The 14,327-nt window shown below is 70.8% G+C and carries 16 protein-coding genes and 1 tRNA gene; 8 read left to right on the top strand and 9 right to left on the bottom strand.

All coding sequences use genetic code 11. From position 1 onward, the window contains the following. Nucleotides 1-2 precede the first annotated feature (2 nt). The 4 genes from Q5425_RS37450 to Q5425_RS37465 form a co-directional block, all read right to left on the bottom strand. Nucleotides 3-956 carry a hypothetical protein gene (locus tag Q5425_RS37450; RefSeq protein WP_308677133.1) on the bottom strand — a complete coding sequence of 318 codons (954 nt, stop codon included), beginning with the start codon at nt 954-956 and terminating at the stop codon, nt 3-5. Then, a complete protein-coding gene (locus Q5425_RS37455) occupies nt 953-1,291 on the bottom strand; it encodes a helix-turn-helix transcriptional regulator (RefSeq protein ID WP_308677134.1) in 339 nt (112 codons plus the stop codon). The genes Q5425_RS37450 and Q5425_RS37455 overlap by 4 nt, the downstream gene beginning before the upstream one ends. Before the next feature lie 152 nt (nt 1,292-1,443). Then, nucleotides 1,444-2,061, bottom strand: coding sequence for a response regulator transcription factor (locus tag Q5425_RS37460; RefSeq protein WP_308677135.1), 618 nt, complete (start codon nt 2,059-2,061; stop codon nt 1,444-1,446). After that, nucleotides 2,058-3,197, bottom strand: a complete 1,140-nt coding sequence (locus tag Q5425_RS37465; RefSeq protein WP_308677136.1) for a histidine kinase — start codon at nt 3,195-3,197, stop codon at nt 2,058-2,060. Before Q5425_RS37465 ends, Q5425_RS37460 begins: the two co-directional genes overlap by 4 nt. Nucleotides 3,198-3,305: 108 nt before the next feature. Here Q5425_RS37465 and Q5425_RS37470 point away from each other — a divergent pair, with 108 nt between their 5' ends. The 4 genes from Q5425_RS37470 (at nt 3,306) to Q5425_RS37485 (ending at nt 6,545) form a co-directional block, all read left to right on the top strand. Beyond that, nucleotides 3,306-4,190 (top strand): ABC transporter ATP-binding protein, encoded by an 885-nt coding sequence (locus Q5425_RS37470; protein ID WP_308677137.1) that lies wholly within the window; start codon nt 3,306-3,308, stop codon nt 4,188-4,190. 11 nt (nt 4,191-4,201) lie between these two features. Beyond that, a complete protein-coding gene (locus tag Q5425_RS37475) occupies nt 4,202-4,921 on the top strand; it encodes an ABC transporter permease (protein ID WP_308677138.1) in 720 nt (239 codons plus the stop codon). Between the two features lie 26 nt (nt 4,922-4,947). Continuing rightward, a complete protein-coding gene (locus Q5425_RS37480) occupies nt 4,948-6,381 on the top strand; it encodes an alpha/beta hydrolase (RefSeq protein WP_308677139.1) in 1,434 nt (477 codons plus the stop codon). A 96-nt stretch (nt 6,382-6,477) separates the two neighbouring features. Beyond that, nucleotides 6,478-6,545, top strand: a tRNA-Ala gene (locus Q5425_RS37485). Between the two features lie 102 nt (nt 6,546-6,647). Here Q5425_RS37485 and Q5425_RS37490 read toward each other — a convergent pair. Then, on the bottom strand, nt 6,648-7,100 hold the full coding sequence (locus tag Q5425_RS37490; protein ID WP_308677140.1) for a hypothetical protein: 453 nt from the start codon (nt 7,098-7,100) through the stop codon (nt 6,648-6,650). Between the two features lie 492 nt (nt 7,101-7,592). Here Q5425_RS37490 and Q5425_RS37495 point away from each other — a divergent pair, with 492 nt between their 5' ends. From Q5425_RS37495 to Q5425_RS37505, 3 genes are all read left to right on the top strand, one after another. Continuing rightward, nucleotides 7,593-8,225: a LysE family translocator gene (locus Q5425_RS37495; RefSeq protein WP_308677141.1), complete on the top strand. Its 633-nt coding sequence runs from the start codon at nt 7,593-7,595 to the stop codon at nt 8,223-8,225. 109 nt (nt 8,226-8,334) lie between these two features. Further along, complete coding sequence (locus Q5425_RS37500) at nt 8,335-9,234, top strand: RNA polymerase sigma-70 factor (protein WP_308677142.1); 900 nt, start codon at nt 8,335-8,337, stop codon at nt 9,232-9,234. Between the two features lie 20 nt (nt 9,235-9,254). After that, nucleotides 9,255-9,620, top strand: a complete 366-nt coding sequence (locus Q5425_RS37505; protein WP_308677143.1) for a hypothetical protein — start codon at nt 9,255-9,257, stop codon at nt 9,618-9,620. Between the two features lie 39 nt (nt 9,621-9,659). On the opposite strand, the gene Q5425_RS37510 is transcribed toward Q5425_RS37505, so the two are convergent. Then, nucleotides 9,660-10,394 carry an SDR family oxidoreductase gene (locus Q5425_RS37510; RefSeq protein ID WP_308677144.1) on the bottom strand — a complete coding sequence of 245 codons (735 nt, stop codon included), beginning with the start codon at nt 10,392-10,394 and terminating at the stop codon, nt 9,660-9,662. Beyond that, nucleotides 10,391-10,759 carry a cupin domain-containing protein gene (locus Q5425_RS37515; protein ID WP_308677145.1) on the bottom strand — a complete coding sequence of 123 codons (369 nt, stop codon included), beginning with the start codon at nt 10,757-10,759 and terminating at the stop codon, nt 10,391-10,393. The genes Q5425_RS37510 and Q5425_RS37515 overlap by 4 nt, the downstream gene beginning before the upstream one ends. A gap of 143 nt (nt 10,760-10,902) precedes the next feature. On the opposite strand from Q5425_RS37515, the gene Q5425_RS37520 reads away from it, so the two are divergent. Next, nucleotides 10,903-12,255, top strand: coding sequence for a hypothetical protein (locus tag Q5425_RS37520; RefSeq protein WP_308677146.1), 1,353 nt, complete (start codon nt 10,903-10,905; stop codon nt 12,253-12,255). A gap of 24 nt (nt 12,256-12,279) precedes the next feature. Here the strand turns inward: Q5425_RS37520 and Q5425_RS37525 are convergent, their stop codons facing one another. Together Q5425_RS37525 and Q5425_RS37530 are read right to left on the bottom strand one after the other, a co-directional pair. Beyond that, nucleotides 12,280-13,500 carry a DUF3592 domain-containing protein gene (locus tag Q5425_RS37525; RefSeq protein ID WP_308677147.1) on the bottom strand — a complete coding sequence of 407 codons (1,221 nt, stop codon included), beginning with the start codon at nt 13,498-13,500 and terminating at the stop codon, nt 12,280-12,282. A 221-nt stretch (nt 13,501-13,721) separates the two neighbouring features. Then, a complete protein-coding gene (locus Q5425_RS37530; RefSeq protein WP_308677148.1) occupies nt 13,722-14,321 on the bottom strand; it encodes a helix-turn-helix domain-containing protein in 600 nt (199 codons plus the stop codon). Nucleotides 14,322-14,327: the final 6 nt, after the last annotated feature.

Consider the following 14,327-nt stretch of genomic DNA (forward strand, 5'->3'; position numbering starts at 1 on the left):
GCTCAGCGATTCGCGACGGCGCGACGGTAGTCGCGGATTCCACTGACGGTCAGGGCCGCCACGACCAGCCCGGCCAGGCTGATCTGGACGACCACCAGCACATCGAAAGTGGTGAATGAGCGCTTCAGCACCAGGGTCTGCGCCACCGCCAGCGCGATGCACAGGGCCAGCGCCAGTGTCCACGGCGCCGCGCGTTGTCCGATGCCGTGCCGCAGGAACAGGCATCCGGCACCAGCGATGATGCACAGCCAGACGAGCGGCGACAGCCCGGCGAACCCGTTGAGGTCGCCCGCGAAGAGGAATCCGGCTGTCACGGCGGAGACCAGGCTTCCGCCGATGGCCCACCACCACGGACGCGCCGGCGGCAGCGGGGCCTCGGCGTGGAAGGCCAGCAGCAACAACACCAGCGGAAGCCACTGCGGGGCGTAGTGCGCGACCAGATCCGGGCCGAGACCGAGCGAGTACCTGGTCAGCCCCCAGAGCGAGCCGGCGGCCAGTACCGCCCCGGCGGCGATCCGCGCCGCGCGGCGCCACCCGTCCACCAACAGTGCGAGCGGGAGCAGGGCGGCCGCCAGCAGGATGAGGTTCCTGATCAGTTCGGACCTCAGTGCGACGTGCAGGAGCGGGGGCAGGTCCGCGCCAGGACGCGCGATCATGAGCCAGAGTTCGTTGCCGGCGTGGGCCGCGGACTTGAGCACGTCCCAGAGCAGGCCGAGGAGTACACCCACCCGCGTCAGGTCGCCCAGTGCGACCGTGCGGGCAGGTGCCGCCCGGCCCGCGAGCCGGGTGCGCACACCGAGGGCCAGGAGGGCCCACAGTTCGGTCCACAGTGCCGCGCGGGCCCGCTCGCCGTGCAGTTCGAGGAGGGTGTCGACGATCTCGTCGCCGCGTTCGGCGTGGTACCACGCGGGGAGCACCCGCACCAGGGCGCGGTACTGGGTCTCGACGTCGATCATGCCCGCACCTCCGCTGCCCGGGGCCATTGGCCGCGGGCCCGCAGCACCCTGCTGGCGGTATCGACGTTCGCGGCCAGCCGCCGGGTCTGGTCGGCCAGTGCCGTGCTGCCCGCCCCGGTCAGCCGGTAGTAGCGCCGGAGCCTGCCCTGGTGGATCTCCTCCCGGTCGTGCTCGGCCCAGCCGTCGGCGACCAGCCGGTCCAGCACGCCGTAGAGGGTGCCGACCCGCAGTCGCACCCGTCCCTCGGACAGCTCCTGTACCCGCTGGACGACTCCGTAGCCGTGCCGCGGCTCGTCCGCCAGCGCGATCAGCACCAGGAACGTCTGCTCGGACATGCTTCGCTCCGCCATGGGTCCACATATATCAGAAGACGATATATAGCGGGCTGCGTTGCTTCGCCGTTCGCGAAATTTCGCAGCGGCCCGACCACCCACCGCAACCTCACACCTGCAGGAACAACCGGCCCCAGGTCTCCCGTTTGATCAGTTCAGCCGATCGATGGCGTCGCGCAGTCGTGCTCACGGGCGTATCGGGCCGCTTCGTGGCGGGTGCGGGTCTGGGTCTTCTGCATCGCGTTGGACAGGTAGTTGCGGACCGTGCCCTCCGCGAGGTGCAGCTGCCCGGCGATGTCGGCCACCGAGAAACCCTCGCGGGTCGCACGCAGGACGTCCAGCTCGCGGTCGGTCAGCGGGCAGTCGTCGACGACGGCGAGGGCCGAGACGTCCGGGTCGATCCAGCGCTTGCCCGCGTGCAGGGTCTTGATCACCGAGGTGATGTGGGCCGGTTCCGCTGCCTTGCTGACGAAGCCCTGGACGCCGAGCTTCAGCGCCTTCCGGAGCACGCCGGGACGAGCGTGGCGGGTCAGCATCAGGATCACCTGCTCCGGCCGGGCCCGGCGGATCTCCTCGACCGCGCCGAGCCCGTCCACGCGGGGCATCTCAAGGTCGATGACCAGCACGTCCGGCCGGTGTTCGAGGGTGGCCGCGACTGCCGTTTCGCCGTCTTCGGCCTCGGCCAGCACCGTGATCTCGCCTTCCAGCGGCAGCAGCGCGGCCAGTGCCTTGCGGAGCAGGGCTTCGTCGTCGGCGAGCACCACCGTCGTCATCGTCGGGCCTCCTTCGGCGCGGGGAAGGCCGCCGCAGTGCGGAAGCGGCCGCCGGAGTGCGAGACTTCCAGCTCGGCGCCGTGCTCCGCCAAGCGCTGCCGGAGCACCGCGAGCCCGCCGAGCTCGAGCGGGCCGGTGTCCGGGGCGCCGTCGTTGACGATCGCGATCCCCCTCCGGGTGAGCGTGATTCCCACCTGGTGGGCTTCGGCGTGCCGCAGGATGTTGGTCGTCGTCTCGCGCAGGACCTGGCCGAGCAGTTCGCCCGCGGCGGCGTCCACCTCGGACTCGCGCGTGACGCGGACGTGGATCCCCGCGGCCTCGAAGAGGTTCTTGGCGTTCTCCAGCTCGGCGGACAGGTTCAGCCGCCGTTGGGCGTAGGCGAGTTCCTTGGTCCGGTCGATGGTGTCACCGACCAGGTCGTGCACCTCACGCAGTTCCTCGCGCGCCCGATCCGGCTCGCGGTCCAGCAGCTTCTCGGCCAGCGCCACCTTCAGCTTCACCACGTGCAGGGTGTGCCCCTGGATGTCGTGCAGGTCGGACGCGAAGCGCACCCGCTCCCGGGTGACGGCGAGGTCCGCTTCTCGCTCGCGAGACTGCTCGAGCTCCGCGATCAGGTCGAAGAAGCGCTGGCTGACGAACATGAACCCGGTCGAGACCAGCATGGCGACCGCGGGCACGGCGGCGAACTGGAACAGCCGCCAGCCGATCCGGTCGTCGTGCACGAGGACGTTCGCCGCGCCCAGCCCCGCGATCAGGACCGTCAGCCCGGCCAGCGCGGCGAGCCGGCGGCGGGGCAGCGGCGGAATGAGGTACGACCCCACGACGGACAGCCCGAAGAACGCGGCCGTGTCGTCGGTCAGCGACCCGGCCAGCCACACCACCGCGGTGACGGCCAGGCTCGGCCGCGCGACGCGCAGGTAGTCACCCGCGGTCCAGCGTTCAGCCGTCGCCAGCGCCGCGAGCAGCCCTGCGACCTGGATGACGAGCTGCCACCAGGACCGGGCGGTCGCCAGCAGCAGGAACACGCCGACAAGCGCCAGCGGAGGGACGGTCGTGATCAGGTTCAGCCGGCGCAGCCGTTCCTGGACCTTCCCGCCGGTCCAGGACGTCCTGCGCGCGATCGTCGGCACCTCCACCAGCCGAGCGTATCCGGCTGAGCGGGCACCACCAGTGACACCACGTCATGTATCCGGGTGACGTCGCCGCACTGCCGGGCCTCGCCGATCCACGCTGGAATTCGAGGCATGTCCACGACACCGGTCATCGACGTCGATCGCCTCACCCTCACCTACGGCGGCTTCCCCGCCGTGAAAGACCTTTCGTTCCAGGTGGATCGCGGGGAGCTGTATGCCCTGCTCGGCACGAACGGCGCCGGAAAGACCTCGACCCTGGAGACGGTCGAAGGTCACCGCGCACCGACCTCGGGGGCCGTGCGGGTGTTCGGCAAGGACCCCCGCGACCGTGCCGCCGTCCGCCCGCGGATGGGGATCATGCTGCAGGAGAGCGGGTTTTCCGCCGACCTGACCGTGCGCGAGACCGTCGGCCTGATCGGGCGGCTCACCGAGCGGCACGACGACGTCGGACGCGTGCTCGGCGTCGTCGACCTGACCCGCAAGACGGGCACCAAGGTCGGGCAGCTCTCGGGCGGGGAAAAGCGACGGCTCGACTTCGCCACCGCCGTCTACGGCACGCCCGAGCTGGTCTTCCTCGACGAGCCCACCACCGGGCTCGACATCCAGTCGCGGGACGCGCTCTGGGACGCCGTCGACCGGCTGCGCGAGGACGGCTCGACCGTCGTGCTCACCACGCACTACCTCGAGGAAGCCCAGCAACGCGCCGACCGCATCGGGCTCATGCACCAAGGCGCCCTTCACCGCGAAGGCACCGTCGCCGAACTGACCAGGACGCTGCCCTCGACCATCCACTTCGGACTCCCGGCTCACGCGCCGTCACCGCCACTGCTAGCCACGCGGGGCGTGGACGGAAAGTTCCTCGTCGAAACCTTCGGCCTGCAGAAGGACCTGCACACGCTCCTCGCCTGGGCGCAGGACCAGGCCGTGGAGCTGCTCGACCTGCAGGCCGGGCCGACGCGGCTCGACGACGTCTTCCGCGCCATCGAAAACTCTTGAGAGGAGGAACCATGTTGACGATCGCTCGCGGCGAGCTGATCCAGCTCTTCCGGAACCGGCTCGTCCTGGTCACCGCCCTGGTGCTGCCGGCGGCGCTCAGCGCGTTCTTCATCGCCCGGCACGACATCTTCACCGAGGTGGGCAGCCTCGGCTACATCGCGACGCTGACGTTGTTCTTCGTGCTCGGCATCGGCCTCTACACCACCACGGTGACGACGCTGGCCGCCCGCCGCCAGAACCTGTTCCTCAAGCGCCTGCGCTCGACCGCGGCCGGTGACGCCGGGATCCTCGGCGGGCTGCTGCTGCCGGTCACCGCGATCGCGGTGGTCCAGATCGCCGTGCTGCTCGCGGTGCTGGCCGTGGTCACCGGGAAGCCGGCGAATCCGCCTCTGCTGGCCGCGGCCGTCGTGGCCACCGTGGTGATGATGCTTGCGCTGGGCCTGGCCACGGCCGGGCTGACGAATTCGCCGGAACACGCGCAGGTGACCACGCTGCCGATCAGCGTCGGCGTGATCGCCGTGGCCGGCTGGGTCGGCCTCACCGGCACCGGCGAGCTGACGCTGCTCAAGCGCCTGCTGCCCGGCGGTTCGGCGGCCGAGCTGGTGCTCGACGCGTGGAACGGCGGGAAACCGGCCGCCGGCTCCCTGCTTCTCTTCGCCCCGACCCTGGCCTGGGTCTTCGTCGCGGTCGTGCTGGCGACGCGGCTCTTCCGCTGGGAACCGCGCCGCTGAGCGCGGTGCGAACGAAAGGAATTCCGATGCGTAAAGCCTTGCTGGTGGCCGCGATCGCCGTGCTCGGCGCGACGACCGCCGTCCCCGCGGCATCCGCCGCACCGAACACCGTGGACTGGGGACCGTGTCCCGCCGGGGCGTTCCCGACGCCGGACCTGCAGTGCACGACCCTGAAAGTCCCGCTGGACGACCGGGATCCGGGCGGGCGGACGATCGACGTCGCCGTGTCGCGCCTGCCGAGCAAAAACCCGGAGAAGCGGCGGGGCGTGCTGCTGACCAACCCGGGCGGCCCCGGCGGCGGTGGCCTGGACTACCCGCAGCTGCTGAAGTACGTGAAGCTGCCCCAAGAAGTGCTCGACTCCTACGACATCATCGGGTTCGACCCGCGCGGGGTCGCGCACAGCACGCCGGTGACGTGCGACCTGAAGCCGGAGCAGATCGCGGTCGGCAACCTGCCGTACGCGAACGGCCCGGCCGACGTCGTGAAGCAAGCCGCGCTGGCGAAGCAGGAAGCCAAGCAGTGCGCCGAGGCGAAGACCGGGGCGATGCTGCCGTACGTCACCACGGCGAACACCGCGCGGGACATGGACCGCATCCGCGCGGCGCTCGGTGAAGCGAAGGTGTCCTACCTCGGCGCGTCCTACGGGACGTACCTCGGCGCGGTGTACACGACGCTGTTCCCCGAGCGCAGCGACCGGTTCGTGCTGGACAGCAGCCTCGGCCCGGGCGGCTACGACATCAACGCGATGCGCGGGTTCGCGCGGGGCATGCAGGACCGGTTCCCGGACTTCGCGAAGTTCGCCGCGGCACACCCGGAGTACGGGCTCGGCACCACGCCCGCCCAGGTGACGGCCAAGTTCCACGAGCTGGCGGCGCGACTGGACCACGAGCCGGTCGAGGGCGTCACCGGCTCGGTCTTCCGCGGCCTGACGTTCGAGGGCTTGTACGTGACGGACCTGACACAGCTGGCCGAGGACTGGCAAGGGCTCGACCAGGGCCGAGCCCCGAAGCCGCCGGAGGCACCGGTGACCGGGGTGGAAAACCTGCTGGCGTCCCGGTTCGCCGTGATCTGCGGCGACTCGGCGTGGCCGCGCTCGATCGCGAGCTACCAGCTGGACGTCGCCGTCGACCGGATCCGCTACCCGCTGCTCGGCGCGGCGAGCGCGAACATCGCGGCGTGCGCGTACTGGGCCCCGCCGGCCGAGCCGCCGGTGCGGATCACCGGCCACGGCCCGGCGAACGTGCTGATGGTGCAAAACCAGCGTGACCCCGGGACGCCGTTGTCCGGGGCCCGCAAGCTGCGCGCGGCGTTCGGCGAGCGCGCCCGGATGATCACGATCGACCAGGGTGGGCACGGGGCCTACCTGTTCACGCCCAGCAAGTGCGGGAACTCGCTCGTGACCGAGTACCTGGTGAGCGGGAAGCGGCCGGACGACACCTTCTGCGTCGCGGAAAGCTGACCGTAAGCGGCGGTGCCACCCCGTCCCCTGGGGTGGCACCGCCGCTTCGGATCAGCGAGCACGGCGCATCATCTGACTAGGCGATTCTCCATCACCGCAGGTCAGGGCGATGATCGACCCTCACTGGCAGTGAGGGGGTCAGGGGTTCGAGTCCCTTAGCTCCACTTTCTCGCAGAACCCCTTCGATCACGCCGTTGCGGCAGGCGGAGGGGTTTCTTCATGCCCGCGGTCGATTTTGGGTGAGGGCCACTGGCCACCCGGAGCGGCTAGAGGCTCATCCAGCAGAACAGGAGCTCATCGGCTTCCCGAGCCCGCCGCGCGAGCTCGACCATCGTCTCGATGAACGCCTGCGCCTCCGCCACGCCGACGCGGCCGCCCAGTTCTTCGATCCGGGCCCACTCCCGCGCCACACGGGGCAGATCGCCGGCCTCGGCCAGCGCATCGCGGGCCGACTCGTTCAGCTCGGTCACCCACGGGCCCTCGTGGCCGGGATCCGGTTCGCCGCCTGGTGGCCAGACCAGCTTTTCGCTCACGAGGTCCGGGCGCCACGGCACCTGCCGGACCGCCGCGATCAGCATGCCCAGAACGACCGCCGGATCGACTCCCTTCGCTTCGACCCCGTCGAACACCTCGCCCATCGGAGAGCACTCGTCGGTGACGTCCATCGCCCGTTGCACCGCGTCGGCGCCGGGTGCACGGAAGTAGTCGAACAACGGCATGGGGCGATTATGTCGAAGCGGCGCCTCCTCTGCGTCCCGAGTACACGACGCGCCTGCGCGTTCCAGCAGCTCGGCGGTCGCCTCCCGCAGGCGGTGCCGGGCAGCCAGCCCGGCTCGAACACCGATTCTTCGGTGATCGACTTCGAGCGGCGCCACGTCGCCGCCGGCGCTGTCCCTCCCGCCTGCGGTGAGAGGGACAACCGAACCTGACGATCCGGCCGGCCGATGGCCGCGAGGGACCCGGTCGATCATCCGAGGTCTGGTCCGTCACGGCGGGCGATTCCCACTTCGACCAGCTCGACTCCGACGCCGACGAGAAGGCCGGAGATTCGGGTCGCGTCGTCCGGGATACAGCCTCTACGGATTTCGTCGGACAGCTTTCCACGATGAATGGACCCGGCCACGGATGGCGGCGTTGCCGAATGGGAGTTCACCACCCGTCGAGGGTGAGCAGGGGTTCCGATAGCGCCGTACCGGTGTTTTGATGACTTGATGGACCTGGGACTGATCCTCGGTTTTGCCGGCGCATGCGTGGTGCTCAACCTGGTACCGGGGCCGGGAATGATGTTCATGATCGCCCACGGAATCGCCGGCGGGCGCCGCGGGGGGATCGCCGCCACGCTGGGGATGGCCAGCGGCACGGTCGTCCACACCGTGGCCGCCGCGCTGGGCTTGAGCGCCCTTTTGCGGGCGGCTCCCGCCGCGCTCGGGACGGTGAAGATCATCGGCGCGGTTTTCCTGCTGTACCTGGCGGTGACGACGTTGGTGTCGGCCAGGAAATCGGCCACGCCTTTCGCGCTGCGCGCGGGCGCGCGGGCCACGTTGCGCAGGACCTACGTGTCGGCGGTGTTCACGAACCTCGCGAACCCGAAGGTCGTTCTCTTCTACCTGGCCTTCGTGCCCCAATTCCTCACGCCGGGCGGCTGGGCGGTATCCGCTCAGATACTGACGCTGGGCACGGTGCTGATCGTCATCGGTATCGTCATGGACGGCACGGTCGGGATCGCTGCCGGAACATTCTCCGCATTGCTGCTCCGGAAACCGAAGTTCCAGCGTCGGCTCAAGGAGCTTTCCGCAGCGATTTTCGGCGGCTTGGCGATCCGGTTGTTCACCGAGAGTTTATGACACGTAGGCTCACCCGAAGTTATGTCGCCGATATGGGCGGCGAGTTCGGCGGCCTGCCTCGTAGAGTGGTCGGGCCGACGGAGCTCGCGAGACGACGATGAGGTGTGGAGTGGCGGATTCCGGGGTGGCCGGCGACGCGAGTGAGCTCGAGGCGGCCACGGCGGCCTTCACGCGGGTGCGGCCGCGCCTGTTCGGGATCGCGTACCGCATGCTCGGCAGCGCCACCGAGGCCGAGGACCTGGTGCAGGACGTCTGGCTGCGGTGGCAGACCTGCGATCGCTCCGCGGTGCTCAACCCGGAAGCGTTCCTGGCGACGACCGCCACCCGGCTGGCGATCAACGTCCTCCAGTCGGCGCGGAACCGGCGCGAGACCTACGTCGGGCCGTGGCTGCCCGAACCCGTCGACACCGGCGCGGACCCGTACCTGGGCGCCGAACGCGGGGCGGCCCTGGAATTCGCGGCCCTGCTGCTGATGGAGAAGCTCACCCCGAACGAACGCGCCGCCTACGTGCTGCGGGAAGCCTTCGACTACTCCTACGCGCAGATCGCCGACATCCTGTCCTCGACCGAACCCGCGGTGCGCCAGCTGGTCAGCCGGGCCCGCAAGCACCTCGCGAGCGAACGGCACGCGCCGGTGACCGCGGCCGAGCAGCGGGAGCTGCTGACCGCGTTCCTCGCCGCCGCCCGGTCGGGCGACCTGAGCGCGCTGGAACGGCTCTTCACACCGGACGTGACCAGCCTGTCCGACGGCAACGGCCGGAAGGGGGTCGCCCGCACGCCGGTCGTGGGCGCGGTGCGGGTGGCGAAGTTCCTGCAAGCCATCTCGACCTGGTTCTGGGACGAGATCGACGTGCGGTGGACCCAGGCCAACGGGCAGACCGCCGCCGTGCTCCTGCAGGACGGCGGCGTGTACGGCCTGCTCACGGTCAGCGCCACCGCCGAGGGCATCGATCAGCTGCTGTGGCTGGTCAACCCCGGAAAGAACAAGGCGGTGCGGGTCCCGGACTGACCCGCCGGCGGGAGGAATCCGTGTTCGACCCGCATGACGCGACCGTGCGCCGGTTCGCCGCGGCTTGCCGCCGACGGGACAGCGCCGCGCTCGAAGCCGTCCTCGGCGACGACGCGGTCGCGACGTGCGACGGCGGCGGCCTGGTGCTCGCGCCGGCGGGGCCGGTGCGCGGCGCGACGGAGGTTGCCCGGCTGGTCATCGAGGTACTGGGCGGGCGAGCGGGTGCCGAGCTGACCGTCGAGTCCGTCAACGGCCGCGCCGGGCTCGTCCTGCGCCACGCCTCGCGCGCCGTCGCGGTCGCCGGCATCGAGACGGCCGGGGCCGGGATCACCTCGCTCTGGATCGTCCTCAACCCGGCGAAGCTGGGCGGCTGGCACCGCCGTTGACCGGGCCCGCACCGCGGCTGCCGTGCGGGCCCGGTCACCTCACCGCGCCAGCCACTCCCGGTAGGTGGTGTTCGCGAGGACCGCCCCGTCCTTGGCGACGAGGGCGTCGCCGGAGGCCGCCGCGAACAGGCCGGCCTGGTCGTCGACGACGACGCGGCGCCGGTCACCCTGCGCGGCGAGGGTGATCCGGCCGAGCTCGTCGAGCGTGAACACCTCCGGTCCGGCGATGTTCCGGGTGCCCCGCAGGGGAGCGCCCATGCTGACGTCGGCCACCGCCTGGGCGACGTCGTCCGCCGCGATGGGCTGGACGCGCGTCGCGGGCAGGCGGACGGTGTTCTCGTCGGACGTCCAGGACATCGCCGCGCCCACGAACTCGAAGAACTGCGTGGCGCGGACGATCGAGTACGGCAGCGGCCCAGCCTTGAGGATCTCCTCCTGCAGCACCTTGGCGCGGTAGTAGACCAGGTCCGGCACCAGGTCCGCGCCCACGATCGACAGGACGACCACGTGCCCGGCGCCGGTCGCGTCCGCTGCCTGCAGCAGGTTGTCCATGGTCGTCCGGAAGAACGCGGGCGAGGCGTCGTCGAACGTCGGCGAGTTCGTCAGGTTGACGACGACCTCGGCGCCGGCCAGCGCCTCGGCCAGGCCCTGCCCGGTGAGCAGGTCCAGCCCGGTCGACGGCGAGTGCGGGACCGCTTCGTGCCCGCTCTTGGTCAGGATCGTGACCACTCGGGAGCCGATCAGCCCGGTCCCGCCGATGACGGCGATCTTCATTTCCTCGACCATCCCTTCGCCCGGAGTTCTTCTTCGTCCACGAGGTCGACCATCGGCCGGCCCGGTTCGCAGAGCATGGTGACGGTGAACCGCACCGGGATGTCGGCGCGGTTGTTGCCGTCCTGGTAGTGGATGACGTCGCCGCCCGGCTCCCAGAACGCCTCGCCGGCGCGGACGACGCGCGGCGGCTCGCCTTCGAGCTCGAACACCATCTCGCCGTCCAGGACGTAGCCGAAGGCCGGTCCGGGGTGGCGGTGCGGCGGGGTGCCGGGGTCGCCCGGCGGGTACTCGATGACGATGGTCATCGCCTGCGCCCCCTCCGGGATGAAGGGCGGTTTCGCCTCCTGCAGCACGGTCAATGACATGGAAGGACCTCCTCGATGAACGGGTGCACCCGCTAGGACCGGACAGCCGCGCGATTTGTGACACCGGTGGACGGGAGGGATGTGCACCTAAGGGCGGCCTCGAGGTCGTGTCCGGCGGCGAGCGCCGGTGTCATGCTGAGGTGATGTGGAGGCACGAGTCGCCGTGGCGTCGTGACGAGCAGGCCGACCGGCCCGGGGCGCCGGTGTCGCGCAGGCCCGGCCGGCCGGCGGACTTCGTGCTCCGGCTCCAGGCTTCGGCCGGCAACCTGGCGACCACCGCGCTGCTCCGGCAGGTCACGCCCGCTCCGGCACCCGCGGTGTCGCCGCCGGCTACCGCGCCGCCGCCTCGGCGGTTGACGAAGGACGAGTACCGGTTCACCGAGTCGCCGCGCCTGTTCGACATGACCTACCGGCCGGTCGGGCCGCTGCCGGCGACCGGCACGGCGACTGTGGTGCTCAACATCCACGTGAAGTTCAAGGACTTCGATCCGTCGATGATGCGCCGGCAGGAATTCCTCCGGCACCGGTGGACGAAGGCCCAGCTCGCCCAGTTCGCCTGGCCGGCGGACAAGAAGGCCGAGTGGGTGGGCAAGTTCTCCCAGGTGGTCACGGACGGCTGGAAGGAGAAGTTCGCGTTCAAGCTCGATCGGCCCGGCACGGAGAAGTACCGGGCGACCTGCGGGATCGAGGTCCGGCACGTGGCCGACCCGGCCGCGGCGAACACGGTGATCACGGCGCAGTGGATACCGCCCGGCGCGCCCCGGTTGAGACCGTCGGTCGCCGGTGATCGCAAGACCGCCGAACTGGACGCCCGTGATCCGGTGGAAGCCGTCCACACGGAGGTCCCCTCGTTTTCGGTGGTCCGGCAGATCGGGCCGTTCCGGTTCGACAGCGCCGACGTCGCCGATGTCGAAGGACCGGTCAAGGAGTTCGTGGCCCTGGTCAGGCGGCTGCGCCGACCGGGCGCACCGCTCGCCGGGCCGCCGGACACGGTGGCGCTGGGGGCCACCGGCCGGGCCAGCTCACCGGGCCCTACGGAGTACAACGTCAAGCTCGCCGGCCGGCGCGCCGAGAACGTGATGAACCGGGTCGCCACCGAAACCGGGCTCGACCCGGGCATCGCCATCTTCCGGGGAGAGCTGAACGCGACCGCGGACCCGAAGTTCCGGCGGGTCGACCTGTTCGCATCCAGGCAGCCCCAGGTGGGGGTGGATCAGCTGATGGCCGTGCACGAGGCCGGGCACATGTTCGGTCTGGGCGACGAGTACGAGGACGACAACCCGCAGGACAAGCGGTTCGCCCCGAACTTCTCGGGCGACAAACCGGCTCACTCCGACGACGTCCGGGCCGAAGTGGGCGACGAGGCCGCCGACGACCTGGTCAAGCGGAACACCGACAGCATCATGTCCAGGGGCAGCGCGGTGAAACCGGGCCACTACGTGTACTTCCTGCGGGCGATGGATTCGATGACCGGTGAACAGTGGACCCTGGGGTGAACCTCGTTCACGCGGCCCGGATGGTCAATCCTCCTCCAGCGCCGCGCGCATCCGGGTGAAGTAGATCTGCGCGAGCGGGATGGGCGCGAGCGAACCCACCACCGCGACGAAGAACAAGGGCCACCGCAGGTTCAGCGTGATCAGCACGACCGCGGCCGCGACCAGCACCGCGTACCAGCCCGCCATCGCGAGCACGAACCGGCGGAACCGGCGTTGCACGAACGCCGTCCGCTGCGGGTCCTCCGGGACGGGCGCCGCCGCGGTCTCCGCGCCGGTCCGCAGGTTCAGCGCGTAGGCCGGCACCGCGTAGGGCGGCCGGCGCCGGCGGCCGTGCGGGAAGAGGACCACCATGTCGCGGTCGGTGCCACCGATCCAGGCCCGCCGCTCCGGCTCGTTCTTCATCGGCACCGAGCCGTGTGACGACGTGGCCGCGCGCAGCGTGATCCGGGTGCCGTCGCGGTAGCCGACGTTGATGTCCGGCAGGTGCCGCCCCGAGCGGATCGGGTAGTCCGGCACGACGGTCACCGACGCGATCCGCCAGCCGGTGGCGAGGACCGCGCGGTGGCGCCGCCGCCAGTTCACCGCGGCGATGACCGAAAGCACGAGCCCGCTGCCCCCGGCGAGGATCCCGATCACCAGCACCCACGTCCAGGTCCGGTCGTCGTTGGTTTCGTCCGGCGTGCGCACCCGAGCGGGGTCGGCCCGGTCGTAGACGACCGTGATCGGCTGCCCCTCGGTGTACTGCCGGCCGGAGTCCCAGACGATTTCGGAGGACCGGTAGTCGCCGTAGCCCACCGGATAAACCACGTGGATCGTGTCGTCGCCCCGGCTGTGCCGGTAGACGCCCAGGACCTCGCCGGTCACGCGCGCCCCGGTCTTCAGCAGGTGATCGGCCGACGCGCCCAGCGCGGCGAACCCCGCGACCACGCCCGCGAGCACAGCCAGCCAAACGAGCACGAAGCCCGCGGAACGCAGCCCCAGCGAACGCAACCGGGCGGTCTCGACGTCGAAGTCGACCTCCACCTGGCCGTCGAGTTCGGTCGGCGCCGGCAGCCAGTGCCCGTGCTCGGCGACCAGCGCGGCGCGCCGCCGGTCGTGCCGCCACCCGAGAGCGACGCAGCCGAGCATCAAGGCCACGGCCAGGACGAAGACCAGGATCTCGGCCGCGAGCTCCCCGTCCTCGAAGACGTACCCGGGCGTGATCAGCGCGTAGACCGTCCCCGCCGCGTCACCGAGCGCGGCCAAGCGAAGACGATCGCTCCGGCCAGGAAAGTGCCCTGCCACCGGCGATGCTTCGTCGCATCCCGGTCCATCCCCAGTGCCATCGCCTCAACGTAGCCCCGGGAAACGGTCTTGACCTGCGATTAAGCAGACAGTGAATGGAGGCAACCGGGCGGGCTCGCCGAGCGTGCAAGCAAGCATGTGCCTGAGGCAGCTTGGTGGTGCTGCACCGAAACGCGTACCCGCTACGGGAGGTCGAGGGAGCGGCTGAGCTGCGTGGTCCACCAGCGGATTTGCGGGCCGGCGGATCTGGACGCCGGACCGGTGATGCCGGCGCTGCGGCGAAACACCTGACCGTAGCGGGGCTCGGTGGCGAGGGCCTGGTGAAGCGCGGCCACGGCGAGCCGGGTGTCCTCGATTGGGGTTTCGGCTGCGTTGGCGCGCAGTGCGTGCAGCGCATCGACCACTGGGGCGAGCATTCCCGATCCCGGATCCCGCCACCCGGCCGCGTGCAGCGCCACGGCCAGTTCGCCGTAGCCCCGGCGGTAGAAAGCAGCCAGGGCTTCGACCAGCTCGCCGATGTCGGCGCCACGGTCGAGCCAGGAGTTCAGCACCTCCTCCGCCCCGGCGCGGATCTTGCGGCCGCCGTGGCGCAGCAGCGCTTCCAGGAGGCCGTCGCGGGCGCCGAAGTGGTGGTTGACGCCCGCATCGGTCATGCCGACGCGGGTGGCGACCGCCCGGATCTGGACGGCGGCGACACCGCCCTCGGCCAGGAGCCGCTCGGCGGCGTCCAGGATCAGGCGGCGAGCCTCTTCGGGAGGACGGCGCACACGCGTTGAGGTCACGCCGGC

The organism is Amycolatopsis sp. A133 (assembly GCF_031082405.1).
Classification (GTDB): Bacteria; Actinomycetota; Actinomycetes; order Mycobacteriales; family Pseudonocardiaceae; genus Amycolatopsis.